The 23,129-nt window shown below is 74.5% G+C and carries 29 protein-coding genes; 18 read left to right on the top strand and 11 right to left on the bottom strand.

All coding sequences use genetic code 11. The annotated features are described in order from the left end of the window. The first annotated feature begins 70 nt into the window (after positions 1 to 70). The gene (locus ACIQD7_RS11220; protein ID WP_402441353.1) at positions 71 to 871 is read left to right on the top strand and encodes a CPBP family intramembrane glutamic endopeptidase; all 801 of its coding nucleotides are present in this window, start codon (positions 71 to 73) and stop codon (positions 869 to 871) included. Between the two features lie 76 nt (positions 872 to 947). Here ACIQD7_RS11220 and ACIQD7_RS11215 read toward each other — a convergent pair whose 3' ends face one another. Beyond that, positions 948 to 1,757, bottom strand: a complete 810-nt coding sequence (locus tag ACIQD7_RS11215) for a PhzF family phenazine biosynthesis protein (protein WP_121831612.1) — start codon at positions 1,755 to 1,757, stop codon at positions 948 to 950. A 130-nt stretch (positions 1,758 to 1,887) separates the two neighbouring features. Here ACIQD7_RS11215 and ACIQD7_RS11210 point away from each other — a divergent pair, with 130 nt between their 5' ends. After that, on the top strand, positions 1,888 to 2,223 hold the full coding sequence (locus tag ACIQD7_RS11210) for a hypothetical protein (protein ID WP_402441352.1): 336 nt from the start codon (positions 1,888 to 1,890) through the stop codon (positions 2,221 to 2,223). 8 nt (positions 2,224 to 2,231) lie between these two features. On the opposite strand, the gene ACIQD7_RS11205 is transcribed toward ACIQD7_RS11210, so the two are convergent. Genes ACIQD7_RS11205 through ACIQD7_RS11190 form a run of 4 tightly spaced genes read right to left on the bottom strand, consistent with a single transcriptional unit; the run spans position 2,232 to position 5,096 of the window. Next, positions 2,232 to 2,759: an SMI1/KNR4 family protein gene (locus ACIQD7_RS11205; protein ID WP_402441351.1), complete on the bottom strand. Its 528-nt coding sequence runs from the start codon at positions 2,757 to 2,759 to the stop codon at positions 2,232 to 2,234. After that, positions 2,756 to 3,367, bottom strand: coding sequence for a hypothetical protein (locus ACIQD7_RS11200; RefSeq protein ID WP_402441350.1), 612 nt, complete (start codon positions 3,365 to 3,367; stop codon positions 2,756 to 2,758). Before ACIQD7_RS11200 ends, ACIQD7_RS11205 begins: the two co-directional genes overlap by 4 nt. Before the next feature lie 29 nt (positions 3,368 to 3,396). Beyond that, the gene (locus tag ACIQD7_RS11195; protein ID WP_402441349.1) at positions 3,397 to 4,428 is read right to left on the bottom strand and encodes a MerR family transcriptional regulator; all 1,032 of its coding nucleotides are present in this window, start codon (positions 4,426 to 4,428) and stop codon (positions 3,397 to 3,399) included. A gap of 5 nt (positions 4,429 to 4,433) precedes the next feature. After that, positions 4,434 to 5,096, bottom strand: a complete 663-nt coding sequence (locus tag ACIQD7_RS11190) for a HEAT repeat domain-containing protein (RefSeq protein ID WP_402441348.1) — start codon at positions 5,094 to 5,096, stop codon at positions 4,434 to 4,436. Between the two features lie 95 nt (positions 5,097 to 5,191). Between ACIQD7_RS11190 and ACIQD7_RS11185 the strand changes: the two genes are divergently transcribed. Further along, complete coding sequence (locus tag ACIQD7_RS11185; RefSeq protein WP_402441347.1) at positions 5,192 to 5,626, top strand: VOC family protein; 435 nt, start codon at positions 5,192 to 5,194, stop codon at positions 5,624 to 5,626. Positions 5,627 to 5,812: 186 nt separating this feature from the next. After that, the gene (locus ACIQD7_RS11180) at positions 5,813 to 6,436 is read left to right on the top strand and encodes a PadR family transcriptional regulator (RefSeq protein WP_161371250.1); all 624 of its coding nucleotides are present in this window, start codon (positions 5,813 to 5,815) and stop codon (positions 6,434 to 6,436) included. 68 nt (positions 6,437 to 6,504) lie between these two features. On the opposite strand, the gene ACIQD7_RS11175 is transcribed toward ACIQD7_RS11180, so the two are convergent. Then, complete coding sequence (locus tag ACIQD7_RS11175; protein ID WP_383411787.1) at positions 6,505 to 6,729, bottom strand: hypothetical protein; 225 nt, start codon at positions 6,727 to 6,729, stop codon at positions 6,505 to 6,507. 198 nt (positions 6,730 to 6,927) lie between these two features. Here ACIQD7_RS11175 and ACIQD7_RS11170 point away from each other — a divergent pair, with 198 nt between their 5' ends. The 3 genes from ACIQD7_RS11170 (at position 6,928) to ACIQD7_RS11160 (ending at position 9,752) form a co-directional block, all read left to right on the top strand. Beyond that, positions 6,928 to 7,545: a Clp protease N-terminal domain-containing protein gene (locus ACIQD7_RS11170; RefSeq protein WP_402441346.1), complete on the top strand. Its 618-nt coding sequence runs from the start codon at positions 6,928 to 6,930 to the stop codon at positions 7,543 to 7,545. Between the two features lie 41 nt (positions 7,546 to 7,586). Beyond that, positions 7,587 to 8,615: an EamA family transporter gene (locus ACIQD7_RS11165; RefSeq protein WP_402441345.1), complete on the top strand. Its 1,029-nt coding sequence runs from the start codon at positions 7,587 to 7,589 to the stop codon at positions 8,613 to 8,615. Positions 8,616 to 8,789: 174 nt separating this feature from the next. Continuing rightward, positions 8,790 to 9,752 (top strand): DMT family transporter, encoded by a 963-nt coding sequence (locus ACIQD7_RS11160; protein ID WP_402441344.1) that lies wholly within the window; start codon positions 8,790 to 8,792, stop codon positions 9,750 to 9,752. A gap of 18 nt (positions 9,753 to 9,770) precedes the next feature. Here ACIQD7_RS11160 and ACIQD7_RS11155 read toward each other — a convergent pair whose 3' ends face one another. Together ACIQD7_RS11155 and ACIQD7_RS11150 are read right to left on the bottom strand one after the other, a co-directional pair. Beyond that, positions 9,771 to 10,415: an FMN-binding negative transcriptional regulator gene (locus ACIQD7_RS11155; RefSeq protein WP_402441343.1), complete on the bottom strand. Its 645-nt coding sequence runs from the start codon at positions 10,413 to 10,415 to the stop codon at positions 9,771 to 9,773. 25 nt (positions 10,416 to 10,440) lie between these two features. After that, positions 10,441 to 11,154, bottom strand: a complete 714-nt coding sequence (locus ACIQD7_RS11150; protein WP_402441342.1) for a pyridoxamine 5'-phosphate oxidase family protein — start codon at positions 11,152 to 11,154, stop codon at positions 10,441 to 10,443. Between the two features lie 35 nt (positions 11,155 to 11,189). On the opposite strand from ACIQD7_RS11150, the gene ACIQD7_RS11145 reads away from it, so the two are divergent. Continuing rightward, entirely contained in the window at positions 11,190 to 12,524 is a 1,335-nt protein-coding gene (locus ACIQD7_RS11145) for an aminotransferase class I/II-fold pyridoxal phosphate-dependent enzyme (RefSeq protein ID WP_402441341.1), read from the top strand. A gap of 204 nt (positions 12,525 to 12,728) precedes the next feature. Beyond that, positions 12,729 to 13,577: an oxaloacetate decarboxylase gene (locus ACIQD7_RS11140; RefSeq protein ID WP_402441340.1), complete on the top strand. Its 849-nt coding sequence runs from the start codon at positions 12,729 to 12,731 to the stop codon at positions 13,575 to 13,577. 46 nt (positions 13,578 to 13,623) lie between these two features. Here ACIQD7_RS11140 and ACIQD7_RS11135 read toward each other — a convergent pair whose 3' ends face one another. Further along, positions 13,624 to 14,727: a DMT family transporter gene (locus ACIQD7_RS11135; RefSeq protein WP_402441339.1), complete on the bottom strand. Its 1,104-nt coding sequence runs from the start codon at positions 14,725 to 14,727 to the stop codon at positions 13,624 to 13,626. Positions 14,728 to 14,801: 74 nt separating this feature from the next. Here ACIQD7_RS11135 and ACIQD7_RS11130 point away from each other — a divergent pair, with 74 nt between their 5' ends. After that, positions 14,802 to 15,704, top strand: coding sequence for a LysR family transcriptional regulator (locus ACIQD7_RS11130; protein WP_121833186.1), 903 nt, complete (start codon positions 14,802 to 14,804; stop codon positions 15,702 to 15,704). Between the two features lie 31 nt (positions 15,705 to 15,735). On the opposite strand, the gene ACIQD7_RS11125 is transcribed toward ACIQD7_RS11130, so the two are convergent. Next, a complete protein-coding gene (locus tag ACIQD7_RS11125) occupies positions 15,736 to 16,203 on the bottom strand; it encodes a pyridoxamine 5'-phosphate oxidase family protein (protein ID WP_121833185.1) in 468 nt (155 codons plus the stop codon). Between the two features lie 249 nt (positions 16,204 to 16,452). Here ACIQD7_RS11125 and ACIQD7_RS11120 point away from each other — a divergent pair, with 249 nt between their 5' ends. Together ACIQD7_RS11120 and lepB are read left to right on the top strand one after the other, a co-directional pair. Further along, on the top strand, positions 16,453 to 17,496 hold the full coding sequence (locus ACIQD7_RS11120; protein ID WP_402441338.1) for an AraC family transcriptional regulator: 1,044 nt from the start codon (positions 16,453 to 16,455) through the stop codon (positions 17,494 to 17,496). A gap of 174 nt (positions 17,497 to 17,670) precedes the next feature. After that, a complete protein-coding gene (gene lepB / locus ACIQD7_RS11115) occupies positions 17,671 to 18,279 on the top strand; it encodes a signal peptidase I (RefSeq protein WP_402441337.1) in 609 nt (202 codons plus the stop codon). Between the two features lie 4 nt (positions 18,280 to 18,283). Here lepB and ACIQD7_RS11110 read toward each other — a convergent pair whose 3' ends face one another. After that, positions 18,284 to 18,898 carry a TetR/AcrR family transcriptional regulator gene (locus ACIQD7_RS11110; protein WP_402441336.1) on the bottom strand — a complete coding sequence of 205 codons (615 nt, stop codon included), beginning with the start codon at positions 18,896 to 18,898 and terminating at the stop codon, positions 18,284 to 18,286. Positions 18,899 to 19,086: 188 nt separating this feature from the next. Here ACIQD7_RS11110 and ACIQD7_RS11105 point away from each other — a divergent pair, with 188 nt between their 5' ends. The 6 genes from ACIQD7_RS11105 (at position 19,087) to ACIQD7_RS11080 (ending at position 23,112) form a co-directional block, all read left to right on the top strand. Beyond that, positions 19,087 to 19,767: a cholesterol esterase gene (locus ACIQD7_RS11105; protein WP_402441335.1), complete on the top strand. Its 681-nt coding sequence runs from the start codon at positions 19,087 to 19,089 to the stop codon at positions 19,765 to 19,767. 199 nt (positions 19,768 to 19,966) lie between these two features. Next, positions 19,967 to 20,563 (top strand): DUF6114 domain-containing protein, encoded by a 597-nt coding sequence (locus tag ACIQD7_RS11100; RefSeq protein WP_402441334.1) that lies wholly within the window; start codon positions 19,967 to 19,969, stop codon positions 20,561 to 20,563. Then, positions 20,560 to 21,345 carry a DUF6230 family protein gene (locus ACIQD7_RS11095; RefSeq protein WP_402441333.1) on the top strand — a complete coding sequence of 262 codons (786 nt, stop codon included), beginning with the start codon at positions 20,560 to 20,562 and terminating at the stop codon, positions 21,343 to 21,345. Before ACIQD7_RS11100 ends, ACIQD7_RS11095 begins: the two co-directional genes overlap by 4 nt. Then, positions 21,339 to 21,725, top strand: a complete 387-nt coding sequence (locus ACIQD7_RS11090; RefSeq protein WP_121833967.1) for a DUF6114 domain-containing protein — start codon at positions 21,339 to 21,341, stop codon at positions 21,723 to 21,725. Before ACIQD7_RS11095 ends, ACIQD7_RS11090 begins: the two co-directional genes overlap by 7 nt. A gap of 47 nt (positions 21,726 to 21,772) precedes the next feature. Beyond that, positions 21,773 to 22,354 carry a hypothetical protein gene (locus tag ACIQD7_RS11085; RefSeq protein WP_402441332.1) on the top strand — a complete coding sequence of 194 codons (582 nt, stop codon included), beginning with the start codon at positions 21,773 to 21,775 and terminating at the stop codon, positions 22,352 to 22,354. After that, positions 22,351 to 23,112, top strand: coding sequence for a DUF6230 family protein (locus ACIQD7_RS11080; protein ID WP_402441331.1), 762 nt, complete (start codon positions 22,351 to 22,353; stop codon positions 23,110 to 23,112). The genes ACIQD7_RS11085 and ACIQD7_RS11080 overlap by 4 nt, the downstream gene beginning before the upstream one ends. Positions 23,113 to 23,129: the final 17 nt, after the last annotated feature.

The following is a 23,129-nucleotide window of genomic DNA, read 5'->3' as shown; positions in this document are numbered from 1 at the left end:
GGGTCGTCCGGGCGGTGCCGTCCGGGCGACCCCGCCCGGGAAGCACGGCGTCCGGGAAGTGGAGACGGGTGTGGTGGCGGAGCAACGCGTAAGGGACGACCTGCCGTCTCCGGGGGAACCGCCGCGCGCGGTGTTGCGCTCCGAGACGCTCATCGTGCTCGCCCTCTCGCTCGGGGCGAGCGCGGTCTCGGCCCTCATCAGCTTCATCGGCTCGCTGACCAGGCCCGGGGCGCTGAAGGAGCAGGCGGCGACGCTCAACGGCTCGTACGCCCCCGGACGGCCCTGGCTCGACCTGTCCTGGCAGCTCTTCGGCATCGCCACGGCGCTCGTGCCGGTCGTCCTCGTCGCCCACCTCCTGCTGCGGGAGGGCTCCGGGCTGCGGGCCATCGGCTTCGACCGCACCCGGCCGTGGCCCGACCTCGGGCGCGGGGCGCTGGTCGCGGCGGGGATCGGGAGCGCCGGGCTCGCCTTCTACCTGGCGGCGCGGGCGAGCGGGTTCAACCTGACGGTGGTGCCCGAGTCGCTGCCGGACGTGTGGTGGAAGTACCCCGTCCTCATCCTGTCGGCGATCCAGAACTCCGTCGTGGAGGAGGTCATCGTCGTCGGCTATCTGCTGCGCAGACTCGGGCAGTTGGGGTGGACGCCGACGGCCGCCCTGGTGGCCAGTTCGGTGCTGCGCGGCTCGTACCACCTCTACCAGGGCATCGGCGGCTTCATCGGCAACATGGTGATGGGCGTGGTCTTCGTCCTGCTGTACCGCCGCTGGGGCCGGGTCGGGCCGCTGGTCGTGGCGCACGCGCTGCTCGACATCGTGGCCTTCGTCGGATACGGGCTGCTCGCGGGGAAGGTGGGGTGGCTGCCGACCGTGTGACGGGACGGTCGCTCATGACGCAGGGGCGTACGGGATCTCCTCCGTACGCCCCTTCCGTCGTCGTGCTCCCGGACGGTCAGGCGTGCAGGTCGCCCTCGATGACCGTGACGGCACGGCCGCCGAGGAGGGTGCGGTCGCCGCGCAGACGGGTGCGGACGAGGCCGGTGCGGGCGCCGCCCTGGCGGCCGGTGAGGTCGTCGCGGCCGAACCGGGCCGACCAGTAGGGGGCGAGCGCGGTGTGGGCGCTGCCGGTCACCGGGTCCTCGTCGATGCCGACGGCCGGGAAGAAGCCGCGCGAGACGAAGTCGTAGCCGCCGTCCGGGTGCTCGGCGGCGGCGGTCACGAGGGTCCCGCGCGAGGACATGCCCTTCAGGGCGGTGAGGTCGGGAGCGAGGGAGCGGACGGCGGCCTCGTCGCGCAGCTCGACGACGAGGTCCCCGATGTGGACCCCCGTGTCGTGGACGGCGACGATCTCGGCGCCGAGCGCCTTCTCCAGGCCCTCCGGAGCGGGGACGGGGGTCAGGGGAGAGGTCGGGAAGTCCATCGTGATCGTCCCGTCGGCCTCGGCGGTGGCGCCGAGGACGCCGCAGCGGGCCGCGAAGCGGACGGTGCCGGTCGCGGCGCCGGTGGTGTGCAGCACGTGGGCCGTGGCCAGGGTGGCGTGGCCGCACATGTCGACCTCGGTGGTCGGCGTGAACCAGCGCAGCGCCCAGTCGGCCTCGCCGCCGGCGGGCAGCGGGTGCGCGAAGGCGGTCTCTGAGAGGTTGACCTCGGCGGCGACCTTCTGGAGCCAGGCGTCCTCCGGGAAGGAGTCGAGGAGGAGGACTCCCGCGGGGTTGCCGGAGAAGGGCCGGTCGGTGAAGGCGTCGACGATTCGGATACGCATGACGCCGACGGTAGCGGGGGCGGATTTCCGGTGGCCAAGGCCAATCGCGGAGAACTGGACCGGCCGTTCCGCGCGTCCCTGCGGAGGGGGCGCGCGGAGTGTCCGCCGCGAGCGGCCTCGGGGGGCTTCGATGATGTTCGGGTACGCGGACGACTGGTGGGTCCTGTTCCTCTACCCGGTGCTGCTGTGGGTGCCGTTCGGGCCCTTCCTGATGGGGGCCGCGGGGGCGTGGTGCGCGGCCCGGCCCGGCCCGAGGCCGCGGCTGTGGTCGGTGCTGCTGCCGCTGGTACCGGTGGGGGTCTCCGCGACCGTGATGCTCCTGCCCCTGGACCAGGAGAAGCGCACCGAAGACCTCGTCGGCTACGCCGCCGTGTACCTCGGGGGCATCACGGTGCTGCCCTGGCTCCTCGGGTACGGGATCACCCGCCTGGTCCGGGCGGTGCGGGCGCGGCGGAACGGTCCTTGAGGGGCGGGTCAGCCGCAGAGCTTCGCGATGACGTCGTCGAAGCCGGGGAACTCCCGGGCGGCCCGCTCGATCAGGTCGGCCGCCGGGGCCCGGAGGCCCGGTGCGTACCGCTCCGCGACGGCGGTCAGCTCGGGGTGGGGGTACGAGGCCGGTACGGGCCCGTACGGGTTGGTCGCCTCCCAGGGGCCGACGCCGTCGGCCAGCAGCCACAGGAAGGAGCCCAGGTCGTTCGCGACGACGCCGGTCTCGCCCTCGGAGCCGAGGAAGACGACGGGCTGTCCGTCCAGCGCCCGGTCCGGGCGGACCAGCCAGAACGCGGCGTACCCGCCGGTGCCGTCCTGCCCGAACACGCGGAAGTCCTCGCCGGTGAGCTGCTCGTTTCCGGTCCACGCGCGGATCCACTCGGTGGTCTCACCGGCGGGGAGGAAGGCGGGGAAGGGCTCGAAGTCGACGCCGTCGCCACCGGTGTGGGGGGAGCGGACCGCCAGGGCGGCGGCGAGCGCGGGAGGGAAGCGGAGGTCTTCGTCGGGCGTCACGCGGACAGGTTATCGACCGGGGGTGGAGGGGTGGGGCCCAGGTAGGACGGGAGGTCCTCCAGTGTGCCGGGGCCGGTGAAAAAGGCCTCCGCGGCGGCCAGTTCCCTCACGAATCCGGGCGCGCGTTCTTCGAGCACCTCTTCCAGGGGCCGTCGTGAAGGCCGGTCGCGGGCGGAGGCGTGGAGGTCGGCGACGGTCGCCAGCATCAGCCGCTGCCACTGTTCGCCCTGTTCGGCGAGCGCGTAGATGCCGGACAGCAGGTCGGCCGCGCCGAAGGGGCGGGTGAGGGAGGAGGGGTCCGTGCCCACGACGGGACGGAGTTCCCAGCCCCCGGCCCGGGCGGCGAGCCGCAGCACGCCGGCCCAGTTCCCGATCCTGCCGAGCCGCACGTACACCGATTCGCCGGTGTGCGGGGGCAGGAGGCCGCCGTGCAGGGGGTTGGTGGCCGCCACCATGTCGGCCAGGACCGGGCCCTCCGTCTCCGTCGGCGTCCACCGCCCCTCCTGCCGGGCCTCCAGGGCGGCGTACGTCCAGTCCTCGGCCGCGGCCAGGCGGGACGCGAAGTCCGCCGGGCCGTTGAGCGGTGCGTACGGGTACTCGGTGATCACGCCGTCCAGTATCCGGCGCCGGGGACGCGTCAGCGCCGGTCGCGCAGCCCGAGGACGTACGTCGCGGTGAGGGCGACGGTGCGGTCCTCGTCGTGCGCCAGGGCCGCGAGGGCGCGGGACGCCGTGGCGCCCGGGATGTCCGCGAGGGTCTGGACCAGCCGCCGGCGTGCGGGCGGTCCTGCGGCGGAGCGGGCGAGGTGGTCCACGAGACCGGTGGCGATGCGGTCCGCGAGCGCGGGGTCGCTCGCCAGCGCGCTCAGCGCGTCGGCCGCGTCGACGTCGTTCGTCTCCTCGGCCCCCTTCGCCCTCTCCGTCTCGCCCACGGCCATGGCGACGAGCGTCGGGATCGCGTCGGCCACGCCCCGGGTCCCGAGCGCCAGGGCCGCGTACCGGCGGACCGTCACGTCGGGGTGGGCGAGGGCGTCCCGCAGGAGAGCGGTCGCCTCGTCGCCCGGGAGCTCGGCGAGGGACAGGACGGCGCGTTTCCGCACCTCGGCCGCGGGGGAGCCGAGGCCCTCCGCGAGGAGTGCCGGACCGTCCTCGCCCGCGCGGACGAGGGCCCAGCGAAGGGCCCCGGCGACGTTCGGGTCCGACTCGTTCAGTACGGCCTCGACCAGCGCTTCCACCGGCAGGGGGGCCTCCCCGGAGGTGGCCAGGGCCGCGCGCTGGCGGGTGTCCGCGCTCTTCGACCCCAGCGCCCGGAGCAGCGCGACGGTCTGGAGGACGTCCTCCCAGCCGGCGGGTTCCGCCGCGCCGATCCGGCGCAGGCGCGTGAGCAGCTCCGTCTCCGCCGCGATGCGGTCCCGCGTCCGGCGGGCGAGGTCCTCGACGAGCTCGGCGGGCGCGAAGCCGGGATCGTCGAGGGCGCGCCCGACCTCGCGCAGCGACAGGCCCAGCGACCGCAGGCTCTCGACGTGGAAGATCCGCCGGATGTCCTCGTCGGAGTACTCCCGGTAGCCCGAGCCGGTGCGGCCGGTCGGGCGGACCAGGCCGAGCGACTCGTAGTGCCGGAGCATACGGGCGCTGACCCCGGACCGCCGGGCCACGTCACCGATCAACACGCCCGTCACCCCTCCTGTCCGGCCCCGCCGAGGGCCACGACGCGCTTCGCCTCCTCGACCGCGAACCCGAACCCGGCGTCCGGGTCGTGCCACAACCGCTCCGTGGCGATCGCGTGCGCGCGCACGTGGGGGCCGGGGTCCGTCGCCGCGGCGGCGAGGACCGGCAGCATCGGCTCCCCGAGCGCGATCAGCGCCCGGCTGAGGCTCAGCCGCGTCTCGCGTCCGCCGCGTCCGAGCTGCGTGGCCAACGCTACGGCCAGCTCGTGTTCCCCGCCCTCGGGCACGAGGACGACCGCCGCCCGCCAGGCGCTCCGGGCCACCTCGTCGTCGGCGTCGGACAGCAGCGCCGGGGTGATCACCGGCCACGCCCGCCGGTCCCCGATCTTGGACAGGGTGTGCAGCGCCTGGCTCCGGGCCCGCGCGCTCTCCGAGCGGACCTCGGGGAGCAGCTTCGGGACCGTCGCCGCCGGCGGGTGACGGGTGAGCGCCCACGTCAGCATCTCGCGTACGGAGAAGTCGGGTTCGACCGCGCACCGTTCGATGAGCCCGTCCACGGCCTCCGGACCCGGGGCCGTGCCGACCGCCAGGGCCGCCCGCAGCCGGACCGACGGGTCGTCGTTCTCCAGCGCGCGCAGGGCCCGCGCTGTCTCCTCGTTCACCGTGGTCATCGGGACCACCTCCTCGACGCCAGTGAAGGGCTTGTCACGGTGTCAAGGTCAAATATCGGTTCCTGGCGGACGGCGCCTGCCTCTAGGGTGTGCCGATGGCAACGATCAAGGAATTCCAGGTCACCTTCGACTGCGCGGACCCGGAGCGCGTGGCCCGTTTCTGGTGCGAGGTGCTGGGCTATGTCCTGCCGCCGGTGCCGCAGGGGTTCGACACGTGGGACGACTACCACCGCTCGCTGCCGGAGGGGCAGGAGGGCAAGTGGTTCGCCTGCGTCGATCCCTCGGGCAAGGGCCCGCGGCTGTTCTTCCAGCGCGTCCCCGAGGGCAAGATCGTCAAGAACCGGGTCCACCTCGACGTCCGGGCCGGCACCGGCCTCGTGGGCGAGGAGCGCCTCACCACGCTCCAGGCGGAGTGCGCGCGGCTGGTCGAGCTCGGCGCGGTCCATCTGTACACGCTGTTCGCCGACGAGGAGAACGAGTCCTGCATCACGATGCAGGACGTCGAGGGCAACGAGTTCTGTCTGGACTGAGGTCCACGAAGGCGCCCCCCGGTCGGGGGGTGCCTTCTTTGTGCCCTTTCTTCTTGCCTTTGAATCGAACTGGAGTTCGCCTTCCGTTCGTCGCTTTTCGGGTTTCTTGCTTACCGAACAGTTCCGATATATCGTTGAGCCATCGCGATGGTTCGTAGAAGAAATCCCGATGGAAGGAGCGTTGCGATGCGTTCACATGGACACGAGTACGGAAACGGACACGGGGCCGGTCATGGAGGCCGTGGCCCCGGAGGCCGGGGAGACTTCGAGGGGCGGCGTGCCGCGTTCGGGCCCTTCGGGCCCGGGTTCGGCGGCGGGCCGTTCGGTGGCGGCCCCTTCGGGGGCCGGGGTCGCGGTGGCGGCCGGGGACGGGCGCGGCGCGGTGACGTGCGGGCCTCGATCCTGGCGCTCCTGAAGGACCGCCCGATGCACGGCTACGAGATGATCCGCGAGATCGGCGAGCGCAGCGACGGGGCCTGGAAGCCCAGTCCCGGCTCCGTCTACCCCACCCTCCAGCTCCTGGAGGACGAGGGGCTGATCACCAGCGCGAGCGAGGGCGGCAAGAAGCTGTTCACGCTCACCGACTCCGGGCGCGCCGAGGCCGAGAACGGGCCCGAGGCTCCCTGGGAGGAGGCCGGGCGCGGGGTCGACTGGGACGCCGTGAACGAGATCCGGCAGGCCGGCTTCGGCCTGATGGAGGCGTTCGGGCAGGTCTGGAAGACCGGCAGCCCCGAGCAGCGCGAGAAGGCGGTCGCCGTGATCAACGAGGCCCGCAAGAAGCTGTACCTGATCCTGGCCGACGAGCACTGAGGCCGGAAGGACCGGAAGGAGGGGCCCGCGGCGACCGCCGCGGGCCCCTCCTCGCGTTCCCCGGCCCCTCAGGACCGGTGGACCGTCAGCTCCGCCGCGGCCGGGCCCGTCCCGTCGCCGATCCACCAGATCTCCGCCGCGTCGAAGCTGTCGGAGGCGCGCGGCGCCCCGTCCTCCTCGTGGCAGTGGAACGCCGCCCAGAACAGATCGGCGGGCAGCGCCTCCCGGGGCGCGTACACCCGGTACACGTACTGCCGCCCGTCGAGCGCGAGCAGGCCCACCATCCAGAACACGTGCGGAAGGACGAGCGCGGAGGGGGTCGTGGTTGCAGGAGGGGCGCGAGGCAAGGCGGCGCGCGCCTCCCGGGGCGTGTCGCGCGCGATCTCCTTCCCAAGGAGGAGGAACCGGACGCCCGTACCCGACTCCGGTGGGACGCGGACATGCTCCTCTCCGGTGATGTTCCGGCCGTCTTGGCCTGATGAGGTGGGAGGGTGCACAGTCCCGTCCCGCGTCCCCCGTCGTTCCTGCCGTCCGCGGTCCCGCGCGCGGAGCTCACCCCCTACCTGACGCCGTCGCTCGCGGCGGCCGTCTCGGGCGCGCGCCGCAGGGCCCTCCGGGACGGGGACCGCCAGATCGACACCGCGCACCTGCTGCACTCGCTCGTCGAGTCCGACCCCGAGGCCGCCGCCGCGTTCGAGGACCGCGACCGGCTCGCCCGCGTCCTCGGCTACCTCGTCCAGCGGTCCATCGGCTACGGCCTGCGCTGGCAGCGCTCCGTCGAGGACTCGACGGCCCGGCGCCTGCTGCCCGCGACGCGCGGGACCGACCTCCGGAACGCCCGGACTCCCGGCTGGTCGCCCGCCGCCACCGCCGCCCTGGAGGGAGCCCTGCGCCGGGCCGCCGGGCGCGGCGAGCCGCAGGCCCGGGGCGTCGACCTGCTCGCCGCCGTCGCCGCCGACCCCGAGAGCCGGGCCGTCGAGGTGCTGCGCCGCGCCGGGGTCGACCCGGCCGCCCTGGCCGCCCGCGCCGACCTCGCCGCCGCCCCGTGCGAGGCCCTCGACCGCGCGGGCGATCCCGCCCGCCACGAGGGGCCGTCTCAACAGGTGTGACGGGACTTACGCCCCTGACGGCGCCCTGTCATGATGACCCCATGCACGCGTCTCAGGGGAGAAGCGCCGGCCTGGGACTCGCCCTGGCCTCGGCCTTCGCATTCGGTGGTTCGGGAGTGGCGGCCAAGCCGCTCATCGAGGCGGGACTCGACCCGCTCCACGTCGTCTGGCTCCGGGTCGCCGGCGCCGCGCTCGTCATGCTCCCGGTGGCCTGGCGCCACCGGGACCTCCTGCGCCGCAAACCCGCCCTCCTCGTGGGCTTCGGCCTGCTCGCCGTCGCCGGCGTCCAGGCCTTCTACTTCGCCTCGATCTCCCGCATCCCGGTCGGCGTCGCCCTCCTCGTCGAGTACCTCGCCCCGGCCCTCGTCCTCGGCTGGGTCCGCTTCGTCCAGCGCCGGCCCGTCACCCGCGCCGCCGCCTTCGGCGTCGTCCTCGCCGTCGGCGGGCTCGCGTGCGTCGTCCAGGTCTGGTCCGGACTGAGCTTCGACCTCCTCGGGCTCCTCCTCGCGCTCGCCGCCGCCTGCTGCCAGGTCGGCTACTTCGTCCTCTCCGACCAGGGCGCCGACGAGGCGGAGCCGGCCGACCCGGTCGGCGTCATCGCGTACGGGCTGCTCATCGGCGCGCTGGTCCTCACCGTCGTGGCCCGGCCGTGGGGCATGGACTGGGCGGTCCTCGGCGACCGCGCCGTCATGGACGGCACCGACGTGCCCGCCTGGCTGCTGCTCGGCTGGATCGTGCTGATCGCCACCGTCTTCGCCTACACCACCGGGGTCGTCTCGGTGCGCCGGCTCTCCCCGCAGGTGGCGGGCGTCGTGGCCTGCCTGGAGGCCGTCATCGCGACCGTCCTGGCCTGGGTCCTGCTCGGCGAGCACCTGGGCGCGCCGCAGATCGCCGGCGGCCTGGTGGTCCTCGTCGGCGCCTTCATCGCCCAGTCCTCGACGCCGAAGGCACCGCCGTCCGGGCCCGTGGCCGGCGGAACGGGCGAGGCGGGCGGGACCGGGTCCGACGAGGCGGGGGCCGACGAGGCCGGTCGGGGCGCCGGGTTGTCCGCCGGACGGACCGCCCCGTAGGGTGCCGATCATGCCTTCGACCGTGCTTCCGCCTCCCGCCGCCTAGCGCGCGGGGGACCCTTCCCGACGAAGACCGGACCCGGGCCGCGACCCCTCGCCACCGGGCGGTTCGTCGCTGCCCGCGCGCGGAGTCCAGCGACCACCCCTCCCTCCCGTCTTCCACGGAGAAGCCACGTGTCGAACTCCTCGGGATCCGCCCTGTCCGTCGGGCGGAGCCTCTTCTATCTGATCGTCGCCGGGATCGCCTGGGGCACGGCCGGTGCCGCCGCCTCGCTGATCTTCCGCGTCAGCGACATGGGCCCCCTGGCCCTCTCCTTCTGGCGCTGCGCAGGCGGCCTGGTCCTGCTGCTCGGCGCCCTCGCCCTGCGGTCCCGCCGGGCGGCCGTCCCCGCCGTGCGGGAACCGCGCCGCCGGAGGGCGGTCCGCGTCCTCGGCACCGGCGTCGGTCTCACCGTCTTCCAGAGCGCCTACTTCGCCGCCGTCGAGGCCACGGGCCTGGCCGTCGGCACCGTCGTCACCCTCGGCGCGGGCCCCGTCCTCATCGCGCTCGGCGCCCGCCTCACCATGGGCGAGCGCCTGGGCCGGGGCGGGACCCTCGCCGTCGTCGGGGCGCTCGCCGGGCTCGTCGTCCTCGTCCTGGGCGGCACCGCCGCCGAGGTGCGCCCCCTCGGCGTCGCCCTCGCGGTCGTCTCGGCGGCTGGATACGCGGCGATCACCCTGCTCACCCGCCGGCTCGGCCGCGACGGCGGCGGCGCGGACGCCCTGGCGACCACCGCCTGGGCCTTCGCGATCGGGGCCGCCGGGCTGCTGCCCCTGGCGCTCGCGGAGGGGCTCGTCCCGCACACCGGAGCGCCGCTGGGCGTCCTGCTCCTCCTCGTGTACGTGGCGGCGGTGCCGACCGCGCTCGCGTACGCGCTGTACTTCGCCGGAGCGGCCGTCGTCCGGGCCGCCACCGTCTCCGTGATCATGCTCCTGGAGCCGGTGAGCGCCGCCCTGATCGCGGTCTCGCTCCTCGGCGAGCGGCTCACCGCCGCGATCGTGCTCGGCACGCTGCTGCTGCTCGCGGCCGTCACGGGCCTCGCCCTCGCGGAGACGCGGACGGCGGTGGAGCGCAGGCGGGAGGCCGCGACGGTATAGCGCCCGGCCCCCGGGGCGTCAGCCGGACGCGAGGCGGCGCAGCTGGTGGGTCCGGGCCTCCCGGTCGCCGGGCCCGGCGCGTTCCGAGAGGTGGTGGGCGACGCGCTCGCGGACCTCTCGGGGCTTGTTGCCCGCGTACTTGAACTTGGCCCGTACGTCGTTCACTTCGAGGTCGAGGACGCGGATGCCCGACAGGAGGCGGCCGAACGGCACCTCGCCGGGTGCGGCGGGCGCGGTGCCGCCCTCCGGCTGGAAGTGGGCGACCTGGCGGTTGAGGAGCGCGGCCTTCTCCGCCGGGTCGTCGACCACGCGCGCGGTGCAGCGCAGCTGGACGGCGGCGTAGTACGAGGTCGGCGTGCCGTGCTCGGGCGGCGCGCCCTCGGCGGCCGTCCAGTGGCCCGGTACGAACACGTAGTCGTCGACCACGCTCAGGAGCACCGCCGGGCTCGCCTCCAGGGCCCGCCAGAGCGGGTTGGGCCGGGCCAGATGGGTCAGGACGCGGCCCTGGGGACCGGGCTCCGGCTCGTACAGGAAGTGCGTCGGCTGCACCCACGGCGGTTCGCCCGGCGGGCCGTTGACGGCGAGCTGGCCGAAGTCGTGCCGGGAGAGCCACGCGCGCCACTCGTCCTCGTCGCGGGCCGCGTCCCAGGGGTGGATCAGCATCGTTCGTGCGTCCCTTCGCCCGCCGTCAGAGCGCGGCGAGGTAGCCGGGCAGGGCGACGGACGGGTCGAGGTCGTCCGCCGGGACCGGGGTGCCGTAGCCGCCGCGCACGGGGACCACGCCGGACCAGTGGGGGAGGGCCAGGTCCTCGGGGTCGTCGTTGGGGCCGCCGGTGCGGACCTTCGCGGAGACCTCGTCGAGGTCGAGGCGGATCACGGCGGTGGCGGCGAGCTCCTTGGCGTTCGCGGGGCGCGCGTCGGCGGAGCGACCGGGGACGACGTGGTCCACCAGGGCGTCCAGGGCGGTCCGCAGCTCCTCGGGGTCGGTGACCCGGTGGGCGGTGCCGTGGACGACGACCGAGCGGTAGTTGAGCGAGTGGTGGAAGGCGGAGCGGGCGAGCACCAGGCCGTCGACGTGGGTCACGGTCAGGCAGACCGGCAGGCCGGGGGCCTTCGTGCCGTCGCCGGTCGCGCGCAGCGGCCGCGAGCCGGTGGAGCCGTGGACGTAGAGGCGCTCGCCGACCCGGCCGAAGAGGGTGGGGAGCACCACGGGCACGCCGTCGCGGACGAAGCCGAGGTGGCAGACGTAGGCCTCGTCGAGGATCGAGTGGACCAGCTCCCTGTCGTACGAGGCGCGTTCCCGGGAGCGCGTGGGCACGGTCCGGGCGGTCGGCGCGTAGGCGTCCGGTGGCGACACGGGGACGGGGCCGGCGGGCGAGGGGGCTTCGGTGGTGTCGCTCATTGCGCACTCCATTGCACTAGTGCATACTGGTCTTTGTGCTAGGAGAGTATCGGATCGAGGGTCGTCGTGCATCGGACATCGCCGCCAGCGTCGAGCGGGGGGTCGGCACCGGTGCGCTGGCACCCGGCCAACTCCTGCCCCCCATGAGGGAGTTGGCGGTCATTCTGGGGGTGAACCCCAACACCGTCGCCGCCGCCTACCGCACCCTGCGCGAGCGCGGGGTCATCGAGACGGACGGGCGGCGCGGCAGCCGGGTGCGGCCGCGCCCCGCCACGACCGCGCGCGGCTCGATCCGCGTCGAGGCGCCCGCCGGGGTCCGGGACGTCAGCAACGGCAGCCCCGACCCCGCCCTCCTCCCGCCCCTCGGCGACGCCCTCGCGGAGGTCGCCCGGCGGTACGCCGAGCGGCCCGGCATGTACGGGGAGGCCCCGGTCGACGAGGAGTTCGGGCGGCTCGCCCGCGCCGCCTTCGACGCGGACGGCGTGCCGGACGGGCCCGTCGGCGCGGCCTCGGGCTCCCTCGACGCCATCGAACGGGTCCTCGCGGTCCACCTCAGACCGGGCGACGCCGTCGCCGTCGAGGACCCCGGCTGGGGCAGCCTCCTCGACCTGGTGCCCGCGCTCGGACTGCGGCCGGTGCCGGTCGCCGTCGACGACGAGGGGCCGCTCCCCGGGGAGGTCGAGCGCGCGCTCCGGCGGGACGGGGCACGGGCGGTGATCGTCACCGACCGGGCGCAGAACCCGACCGGCGCCTGCGTCGGCGAGGAGCGGGCCCGGGAGCTGCGGCGGGTCCTCGCCGCGCATCCCGGCGTCCTGCTCGTGGAGGACGACCACGGGCACGGCATCGTCGCGCAGCCGCTGCACCCCCTGGCCGGGGTCGCCGACCGCTGGGTCCTGGTCCGTTCGGTCGCCAAGGCCTACGGCCCCGACCTGCGGATCGCCGCCTTCACCGGGGACGCCGAAACCGTCGACCGGGTCCTCGGACGGCAGCGGCTCGGCCCCGGCTGGGTCAGCCGGCTGCTCCAGCGGACCGTCGCGCACCTCTGGGCCTCGGAGGCGGTCGACCCGGCCGTCGTCGCGCGCTCGTACGGCGAGCGGCGCGACGGGCTGGTCCGCGCCCTCGCCCGGCGCGGCGTCGAGGCGTACGGACGCTCCGGGATGAACGTGTGGGTGCCGGTCGCCGACGAGACGGGCGCGGTCGCGCGGCTCCTCGCGGCGGGCTGGGCGGTGGCCCCGGGCGCGCGGTTCCGGATGGACACCGGGCCGGCCGTCCGGCTCACCGTCTCCGGCCTGTCCGTCGCGGACGTCGAGCCCCTGGCCGACGCCGTCGCCGGGGCGGCGGGGCCCGCGCCGGCGCGGAGCTACGGATAGAGGCCCTCCGGGAAGCGCCGCGTGCCGCTCCAGTGACGTTTCTGCGGTGAATGCGCTGGGCCTGGAGGGTGAGTCGCCCCCGGCGGGGCGCGCGTTCGCCCGGTGCGTCGCGGAATCATCGGGTCCGGCGAAGGCCCGCCGCTCCGCCGGGGCGGGCGGCCCCTTCGCGCCTCCCGTGTTTCCCGGACCCTCAGGAGCAGGACGATGAGCCATGGCAGCAGGTTGCGCGACCGGATCGCGGAGCCGGGGACGACCCCGCTGATCGGCGTGTACGACATGTACTCGGCCTCCCTGTCGGCCGCGCACTACGACGGGATGTTCGTCTCCGGATTCGGCTTCGCCGCCTCGCACTACGGGCTGCCGGACATCGGCTTCATCGCCTGGCCCGACATGGTCGCGTTCGTGCAGCGGCTGCGCGGCGCGTTCCCCCGGCACCACCTCCTCGTGGACATCGACGACGGTTACGTCGACCCCGAGGTCGCCTGCCACGTGGTGGAGGGCCTGGAGCGGATCGGCGCCTCGGGCGTGATCCTGGAGGACCAGAAACGGCCCCGCCGGTGCGGTCACGCGGACGGCAAGCGGGTGCTGCCGCTCGACGAGTACCTCGCCAAGCTGGAGATGGTCCTCGCGACCCGCCGGGACATGGTCGTGGTGGCCCGTACGGACGCCACCGAGGAGGAGGACATCCTCCACCGGGCCAAGTGCCTGGCCGCCACCGACGCCGACGTGGTCCTCGTGGACGGCGTGCGCGACGTGGCGGGGATCCGCGCGATCCGCGAGGTGACCGGCGACAAGCCGCTGCTCTTCAACCAGATCGCGGGCGGGAAGTCCCCGCGCCTCTCGCTCGCCGAACTCACCGCGCTCGGCGTGGACGTGGCGATCTACAGCACCCCCTGCCTCTTCGCCGCCCACGAGGCGATCGACTCGGCGCTCGCCGAGCTGAAGCGCGCCGACGGCAGGCTGCCGGACCCCGGCCCGGACGGCGGCGTCGGGGTCGCCGCCTCGACCCGCCTCCTGGAACGGAACCTGGCCCGCCGCCGTACGGAGGCGTGAGGGTGCGGTCCGTACCCCCGGGTCGTCACCCCGGGGGTACGGAAGTTCAGACGCGGGTCGCGGGATGCCGGGGAGCGGCGGGGGCGGGCTCCCGGACGTCGGGGAGGGGAGCCGCAGGGGTGGGGAGGGAGGCCGAAGTGGCGGGGAGGGGAGCCGGAGGGGTCTGGAGCGGCGCCGTCTCTTCGGGGCCGGGAGGCGTGCGGCGGCGGGAGGTGCGGGTCTGGGTGAGGGCCGCGCCCGCCAGGACCACGACGGCGCCGACCGGGGTGTTCCAGCCGAGGTCCTCGCCCAGGAGCGTGACGCCCGCCGCCGTGGCGATGACCGGGATGAAGTACGTGACCATGGAGGCCGTCGTCGGGCCGACCTCCGCGACGATGCCGTACTGGAGCAGCATCGCGTACCCCGTGCCCAGCGCGCCGAGCGCGAGCACGGCGAGCAGCGGCAGGAGCTCCACGGACTCCGGGACCGAGGTGAACACCGGGGTGACCACGGTCAGTTGCAGCGTCGCCAGGCCCAGCTGGGAACCGGCGAGCGAGAGGTTCGAGGCGCCGGTGCCGCTCAGCGTCCGGCGGACGTAGATCCAGCCGACCGCGTAGCTGAAGGAGGCGAGGAGGGCGAGCGCGGTGCCGGTCACGTCGAGGCCGGAGAAGCCCTGCCAGGCGCCGAGCACCGTCAGCACGCCGACGAAGCCGATGCCCAGACCGGCCGCACGGACCCGGGTCGGGCGGTCCTCGGAGAGCGCGACGAGGGAGAGCACCATGCCCCACAGCGGGGTCGTCGCGTTGCAGATGCCCGCCAGGGTCGAGGGGATCGTCAGCTCCGCGTACGCGAAGAGCGAGAACGGCAGCGCGTTCAGGAGGAAGGCCGCGACCGTCAGATGTCCCCAGACGCGGGCGCCGCGCGGCAGCCGGTCCCGCTTCACGACCAGGGCGACGGCGAGCACCGCCGTACCGAACAGGAGCCGCCCGAAGGTGACCTGGAAGGGCGCGAAGCCCTCCGTGCCGACCTTGATGAAGAGGAAGCTGAAGCCCCAGATGAGGGCCAGCGCGCCGAACCGGACGCGCCAGTCGAGCAGACGGGAGGCGGGGGCGGAAGGGGTGGCGGGAACGGAGGGGACGGGGGGAACGGAGGGCGGGGCTGCGGGGCTCATGCTCCTCAGGGTGGCCGGAACGATCGCTTAGGACAAGTGAGACTTCCTCGACCTCTTCCCTTAGCATTGCTTACATGTTGAACCTGGAGCGCCTCCGCACCCTCGACGCCGTCGCCCGGCACGGCTCCGTCAGCGGCGCGGCCGACGGCCTGCACGTCACGACCTCCGCCGTCTCCCAGCAACTGGCCAAGCTGGAGCGCGAGGTCGGGCAGCGGCTGCTCGCCAGGAACGGGCGGGGCGTACGCCTCACCGACGCCGGAATGCTGCTCGCCGAGCACGCCGCCCGGATCCTCTCCCAGGTGCAGCTGGCCCAGGCCGACATCGAGGCCCAGCGGGGCCGGGTCGTGGGCGAGGTGCGGCTCGCCGGCTTCCCCACGGCGGCCCGGGGCCTCTTCCCCGGCGCGCTCGCCGCGCTGCGCGCCGGCCACCCCGAACTCCGGGTCCGCACGACGGAGCTGGAGCCGGAGCCGGGGGTCCGCGCGGTGCTGCGCGGCGACGCCGACCTCGCGATCGTCCTGGACTGGAGCAACAAGCGGGCGCCCGTGCCCGGCGGCCTGGAGCGCGCCCACCTCTTCGACGACACCGCCGACGTGGCCCTGCCCGCCGGGCATCCGCTGGCCGGGCGCGAGGCGGTGGACCTGGTCGACTTCGCCGACGAGGAGTGGGTCTCCTGGCCGGAGGGCGAGTTCTGCCACGACTGGCTGATGTTCACCCTGCGCTCGCAGGGCATCGAGCCGCGCATCGGCCACTTCGCGGGTGAGCACCACACCCAGCTCGCGCTCGTCGCGGCCGGTCTCGGCGTCTGCGTGACCCCCCGCCTGGGCCGCCCGGTGCCGGAGGGGGTCGCCTTCGTGCCCGTACGCCAGAAGATGCGGCGGCACATCTACGCCACCTGGCGCGCCGACGCGGGCCGCCGTCCCTCCGTCCGCGCGGTCGTCGGGGCCCTGCGGGCGGTGGCCGAGCCGCTGGGCTGCTGAGGCGCGGCGCTTTCCGGGGTGACCGGTCCGGTCAGGGGCCGGGGATCTTGCGGAAGTCCCAGGAGGCGACCGCGTCCGGGGTCAGACGGAGCCAGGCGTGGCGGCCGTCGTGGGGCATCGCGTCCAGACCGAAGTACTTGGCGGCGAAGAGCCTTTCCGGCACGTCGAGCGCGGGGCACGGCCCGCCGGTGCGGGGCGCCTCCCCGACGGGGACGGCCGTGCCCGACAGCTCCGCGCCGCGCAGCTCGCCGTACTCCTCGCCGTCGTCCACCACCACGGCGATCCTCGGATCGGCGCGCAGGTCCGCCCAGCGGCGGCTGCGGGTCAGGGAGTACAGCCACAGCGAGGTGCCGTCCCAGGCGAACCAGAGCGCGCTCGCGTGCGGGCGTCCGTCGGCCGACACGGTCGCGACCCGGCAGGTGCGCTGCCGCGCGAGGTAGGAGTCGAGTTCGGCCGGGGTCATCATGATCCGGCGTCCACGGCGCTGTGCGGCGGTCATCGTCCGTACCCTTCCGGTTCGCTGAGCGGGTGTCGGAAGCATGGGGGACCGGGCGTGTGCGGGCAAGGGGGTACGGGTCGGGGCCTCGGCCCCGGGGCCCCGACCTCCGGGGGTGTCCCGTGCGCCCGGAAGAGGACCTGGCGAGCCTTACAGTTCTCAGTAGAATGTCCGAACCTGGACATCCTTCCAGGAAAGTGTCCAGCTTCGGGGAACCCGGGGCGCGACGCGGCCGGAACGGAGGCGACGCGCGTGTCGACACGGTCGGTCAGCTCCCACCACGTGCGGGCCGCGCTGCTCGGCGCCGAACGGCGCGGGGTGGCCCCCGGGCCGCTCCTCGCCCGGGCCGGACTGCCCTCCGCGCTCCTGGAGGAACCCCAGGCCCGGGTCCCCGCCGAGCAGTTCGGCCGGCTCGTCAGGACGCTGTGGGCCACCCTGGACGACGAGCTGATCGGCTTCGGCGGCGCGCCCAGCAAGGTCGGCACCTTCGCGATGATGGCCCACGTCGTGGTCCACGGCAGCCGGGACCTGCGCGAAGCCCTGCGGCGGGCCCAGACCTTCTACTCCCTCTTCCCTGCCGGGCCGCGCTTCCGGCTCGTGGAGCCCGCGCCGGACGAGGACCTCCCCGGCGAGGAGGCGGCCGACGAGGCCCGGCTGGAGTTCGACCTCTCCGGGTACGACGACCCCCTCCACTTCGGCGCCGAGTCCACCGTCCTCGTCGCCCACCGCTTCGCCGGCTGGCTGATCCGGCGCAGGATCGGCCTGCGCCGGGTCGAGTTCGTCCACCCCGAGCCCCGGCACGCCCGCGAGTACGACCTCCTGTTCGGCGCGCCCTGCGTCTTCGGCGCGGAGCGGACGGCCGCCGTCTTCGACCGGGCCGACCTCGGCGAACCCGTCCTCCGCGACGGCGCCGCGCTCAAGGTCTTCCTGCGCCGCGCCCCCGTCGACGTGCTCGTCTCCGCCGACTACGGCAGCACGCTCACCGGCCGGGTGCGGCACCTGATCGGGCGCTCCCTGCCCGCCGGTCCCGTGCCGACGCCCGAGCAGCTCGCCGTCCGGCTCTCGGTCAGCCCGCAGACCCTGCGCCGCCGCCTCGCCGCCGAGGGGACGACGTACCAGCGCCTGCGCGACCAGGTGCGGCGCGACCACGCCCTCGCCGAACTGGCCGGCGGCCGCGTCTCCATCGAGCGGCTCTCCCGGCAGCTCGGCTTCTCCGAACCCAGCGCCTTCCACCGGGCGTTCCGGCGCTGGACGGGCGAGACGCCCCGCGCGTACCAGGGGAGGGGCCGGGGGTGACTCCCGGACGGTCCGCGCCCCCGGACGCGGGCCGCGTCCCCCGGAACGGTCCGCGCGGTCAACAACCCCGAGCGGTACGGTCACGGCCGACGGCCGCCGCCCGGCCTACCGTCCCGCCATGACCGAAATCGACCGGTCCGGACGCGTGCGGCGCCCGGACCCCACCCGGCGCCGGTGAACGCGCGCCGGGCGGCCGGCGCCGTCCTCGGGACCGGAGTCCTGCTCTGCCTCCTCGCGGGGGTGGCCGTCACCGCCCTCGGCATCCGGGTCGACGGCACCAGCATGGCCCCCACCCTCCACCAGGGCGACCGCGTCCTCGCCGCCCCGGGCTCCGCCGGGGAGGCGCGCCGGTTCGACGTGGTGCTGCTGCGGGCCACCGGGAAGGACACCCTCCTGGTCAAGCGGGTGATCGGGCTCCCCGGCGACCGGGTCGCGATCGTCTCCACGCCGGACGAGCCCTTCCAGGTCCTCCTCCAGGAGGGTGGCAAGGGGCCCGTGTACCGGGTGGCGGCGCCCCAGTGGGCCGCGCAGGCCCACCGTACGGGTGCCTGCTGCACCCCGGAGGGCACCCGCTCGTCGCGAGCCGAACTGCGGACCGTGCCCGAGGGGGCGTTCTTCTACCTGGGCGACAACCCCGACCTGTCGGACGACTCGCGGGCGTACGGCTGGGGCGAGATCGACCGGGTCGAGGGGAGGGTCGGCGTGCGCGCCTTCCCCGTCTCCTCGTCCCCGGACATCGGCAACCGGCCCGTCCTGGAGGAGTACCGGGGGCCGAGCCCCTGAGGAGCTACTCCGCCGGGCCCGACGGGAGCTCCTCGCGGCCCGTGCTCAGGGCGACCCTGACCACCGTGTCCGCGATGCGGCGGGCCGACACCTCGGGGGAGGCGGTGGCCTGCACGATGTGGCTCGCGGTCAGCCGGACCGCCGCGTCCACGGCCAGCTCGCGCGCCACCGGATCGACGGTGGGCCAGGCCTCCGTGACGTACGCGTCGGCCATCGCCGTGGCCGTCGCGAACGCCGCCGCGGAGCGGGTCGTGAGGTAGGGGAGGAGCCCGTCCTCGCCGGTGCTGGTCAGCATGGCCCTGATCAGCGGGTTCCGTCCGGCCAGCGTGAGCGTGAAGCCGACGGCGGCCTCGACGGCCGCGCGCAGGTCGTCCCGGTGCGCGTCCAGGCCCGCCTGGATGCCGACGAGGCAGCGCTCCAGCTCGCGCTGGAAGAGTGCCTCGCCGACCGCCTCCTTGGAGGGGAACTCCGAGTACAGCGTCTGCCGGCTGACGCCGACCGCGCCGGCCAGGTGCGCCATGCGCAGCTTGTCGAAGCCGCGGTCCGCGACCGCCTCGTACGCCGCGTCGAGCAGACGCTCGCGCAGCAGTGTCCGGACCGTCTCCCTGAACCGTGGCATCGGCCAAGCCTAGTCCAGAGGAATTCTCCCCAGGATTGTCCGAAGTGTTGACACTCCATAAGAGAGTGTCCAATTCTCGAACATGCAGCCGCAAAGTGTCACCCGTCTCCGACCATCCGGCCGAGGACGCACGGCTGTGTTCACATCCCCACCCGCGCGGCACGTGCGGGACGACGGTTGGAGAGCACATGCAGGAAGAGATCAGAGGGGTCACCCGCTGGCGCAGATCGGCGGCCCTGGCCCTGCCGGCCACCCTGGCGATCGGGGCCATGGCCACGGCGATGGTGCAGGGCGCCCTCGCCGCGAACCTCTCGCTGACAAGCGTCCCCTTCACCCTCAGCTCCAAGACGGTGGCCGCGCCGCAGGGCATCGGCGCGGTCATGCACACCGTCGACGCGGGCGGGCCGAAGGGCGCCGCGGAGGTCGGCCTCGCCAAGGCGGGTCTCGACGGCATCTGCGTCCACGCCGTCCAGTCGGTCAACCTCCCGGTGATCGGCAGCCTCGGCACCTGGTCGCTCAACATCTCCTCGCCGGCCGCCGCGACCCCGCTCACCAGCGAGCAGCTCGTCGCCGGTGCCGGGCTCCAGGCGAACAAGCTGGTCCTGGACGCCCAGGCGCTCAAGGCGTCGACGGCCACCCTGCACGCCGCCGACGGCAGCCCGAACGTCATCGGCGCGGCCGCCGACAGCGCCGGGATCAAGAGCACCGGCATCACCGACGGCACCCCGGGCCAGTTCGGCCTGGACGCCACCGGCGGCCGGACGGACATCAAGAACCTCAACGCCGACGCCAACGCCGCCACGATCTCCGGCGCGATCACCCTGCCCGACCTGGCGATCGGCATCGCCCACGGCGACAAGGGCTGCTGAGCCGTACGGCCCCGGCACCGCCGCCACCGGCGGGGGCCCGCGCCTCCGGAGCCCCACGGGCCCTCCGGGCTCCCGGGTCCTCAGGCCCCCGGGCCTTCCGGGCCCCGGGCCTTCCGGGCCCCGGGCCTTCCGGGCCCTCCGGAAGCGCGGGCCCCCGCCCCCGCCCCGTCCCTCCCCGACCCACCGCTGCGAGGCCTCCATGAGCACCGATCCGCCGACCGATCCGCCCGCGCCGCCCCGGCCGACCGACGGGACCGCGCCGACCGACGGGACCGCACCGGCCGACGGGAACGCGCCGACCGACGGGAACGCCGCGGCCGCGTCACCGCTGTCCGGGCCGCTCCCGGCCGGCGGCCGACCGCGCGGCGCCCGTGCGGCCTTCCGTCACTGGCGCCGCACCCGGCCCTTCTGGGCGGCCGTCTGGACCGGGATCGGCGGCTTCGTCATCTTCTTCCTGCCGATGGCCCCCCTCGGCAAGATCCTCCAGGTCGGCGTCGGCGGGATCGCGGGCATGGCGGGCGGAGTCGTCCTCATGGCGATGGCTCTGCTCATCCTGCTGCTGCCGAGCCAGCGCCACACCGCCGGCGTCCTCGCGGTCATCGCGGGCGTCGCCTCCTTCCCCCTGTCGAACCTCGGCGGCCTCTTCGTCGGCATGGTCCTCTCGGTCCTCGGCGGCTCCATGGCCTTCGCCTGGCTCCCCGAGAAGCCCGCCAAGCGGGCCGGCGGCCTCCTCCGCCGCCGGACGGCCGCCGAAACCCCCGTACCCCCCGTGTCCATTGGGAGCGGATCCGCATGAACCACCTCTTCTCCGGCCCCCGCGGGCTCGGCACGTCCCTCACCCGGATGCGCACGGCCGGCGCCCGCGCCGCCGCCGACTGGAACACCCGGATGCTGGCCGAGGCCGCCGACGACACCCGCCGGGGCACCCGCTGGGGACGCGGCGCGCTCGCCCTCGTCCCCTCGGCCCTGGCCATCGGCGCCCTCGGCACGGCCCTCGCCCAGGGGGCGCTCGCCGCCAACTTCAGCGTCACCGGCGAGCCCTTCACCCTGACCTCCAACGGCGTCCAGGGCAGCGGCTTCGGCGCCATCGTCAACACCCCGGCCGTCGGCCGCCCGGACGGCACCACGACCACCAACACCGCGATGGCGCGCGTCGGTTTCGCCAGCGCCGGACTCGCCGGACTGTGCGGCATCGTGCACCAGAAGATCGCCGGCGTCCCGTACTCGCTGCTCCTGACCGGCGGCCAGAAGGTGACGGCCACCCCGCCCGGGACCTTCACCACCGACATCGACGCCTCGAACCTCTACATCCAGGCCACCGAACTCCAGGCGTACGGGCCCACCACCCTCCAGAACGCCGTCCTCGGCCAGTCCGCCGACCAGGTCACCGTCGCCGGCAAGCCCCTCACGGGCGCGCTGCCCGGCGGGTTCGGACTCGGCTCGGCGGGCGGCGAGGGCGGCAGCTCCATCAAGCTGCACGGCCTCAACGCCACCGCGTACGACGCCGAGATGGCGGGCGCGCTCGTCCTGCCCGACCTGAAGATCAAGGTCGTTCCCGGAACGGCCACGACGTGCTGAGCCGGGCGAAGGCCGCGTGGGCCTGGTTCGGGGCCTTCCGCCGCACCCGCCCCTTCTGGGGCGGGGTGTGGCTGGTCGCCGGGGGCTGGACCGTCCTCAAGTTCTCCCTCAGCTCCCTCCAGCTGATCGTGAGCACGGGCTTCGGGGGGATCGCCGGCTACCTGGTCGGCGGCGGGATGATCCTGTGCGGCCTCATCCCGATGGCGCTGCCCGCCCAGCGGTACACCTTCGGGCTCATCGGCGCGGTCCTCGCCGTCGTCTCCCTGGTCGTCTCCAACCTGGGCGGCTTCCTGCTCGGCATGGTCCTCGGCGTCCTCGGCGGCTCCATGCTGGTGGGCTGGGGAGCCAAACGCCCGCGCCGCAGGGCGGTGGAAGGGTGACGGCCGGGACGCGCGGGGCGGGCGCGGCGCGGCGGAAGCCGCTCGCCGTGAGCACCGCCCTGGTGCTCGCCGTCGCCACCGCCGTCTGGTCGGGGCAGCCGGGCAGCGCCTCGGGGGCGCCCGCCGCGGTCCAGCCCCTCGGCGTCCCCTTCCTGCCCTCCCCGGACCCGCTGCGCGTCACCATCGACAGCATGGTCGCCGTCTCGCTGACCGTCGACAAGAACGTCACCATCCGGCTCTCGGACGGCACGACCCGGACCACCAACAAGTACACCTTCACCAAGCTCAAGATCCGCTCGCACATGAACGTGGTGCAGAAGGCGAACGGCCACACCGTCACCATCGACGTGCCGAACGAGGGCTCGCTCGGCGGCTACGACAGCGCCGGGAAGCCCGAGACGACGACGATGTGGGGGAACATCACCAACGTCTGTCTCCGCGTCCTCGTCAAGATCTGCGGAGTGCAGGGCCTCCTCGACTTCTTCGGCTCGATCATCCCGCTCACCGCCGGGGCCGAGGACTTCTCCGGGGACATCTACGCGATCCGGACCGTCGACGACCACGCGGCCCTCAACTCCACCGACAACCCCGTCCACCTCCCCGGAACCATCACGGTGACCTCCCCATGAGCCCCGTCACGAGCCCCGAGAGCCACAGCCCGGAAGGACACGTCCCGGAAGGACACGTCCAGGAGGGGCCCGCCCGGGAAGAGGGCCGCACCCACTGGCGCCGGTCCCTCGCCGTCGCCGTGCCCGCGCTCCTCGCCGCCGGCGGCCTCGGGGCCGCCATGGCGAGCGGCGCGCTGGCGGTCGGCCTCCAGATCCAGGACCGGCCCGTCGACTTCACCACCAGCAGCCTCTACGGGACGCAGTACGGCGCCGCCGTCGTCGACCAGGCCGTCGTACGGCCCGACGGCTCGGCCGGGACCGTGCGGGTCCTCCGGATGGGCTTCGCGGACGGCATGATCAACGGCCTGTGCCTGAGCCAGAAGCAGCAGATCGGCGGAGCCACGTACACCCTGATGCTGGTCCTCGGCGACGACAACCCCGGCTCCTGGGAGATCAGGACCAAGAACACCGTCCTCGACCTGAAGAACGCCACCGGCGTCCTCGACATGGACGGCATCGTTGACCTCAACACCAACGGCGCCGACGTGAAGACCGTCAAGGACGCCTCCGGGGCGTACGTCGACAACCCGCTGAACAGCCCGCAGCACCGCTTCGGCATCCAGGCGCGCTACGCCAAGTTCGACCGGATCGTCGGCACCGCCCAGGACTTCCAGCTCCCGGGCCTCCTCACCACGCCCAGGCTGAAACTGTCCGTGAAGCCGGGCTCGGTCGCCTGCCCCACCCCGCCGGCGCCGACCGGAACGCCCGGGACGCCGTGAGGCGGGGCGGCGACCGC

The sequence above is a fragment of the Streptomyces sp. NPDC093071 genome, from assembly GCF_044754545.1.
Taxonomy (GTDB): Bacteria; Actinomycetota; Actinomycetes; order Streptomycetales; family Streptomycetaceae; genus Streptomyces.
The sequence above is the reverse complement of the archived record's forward strand: the minus strand, read 5'-3'. Positions and strand labels throughout refer to the sequence as shown.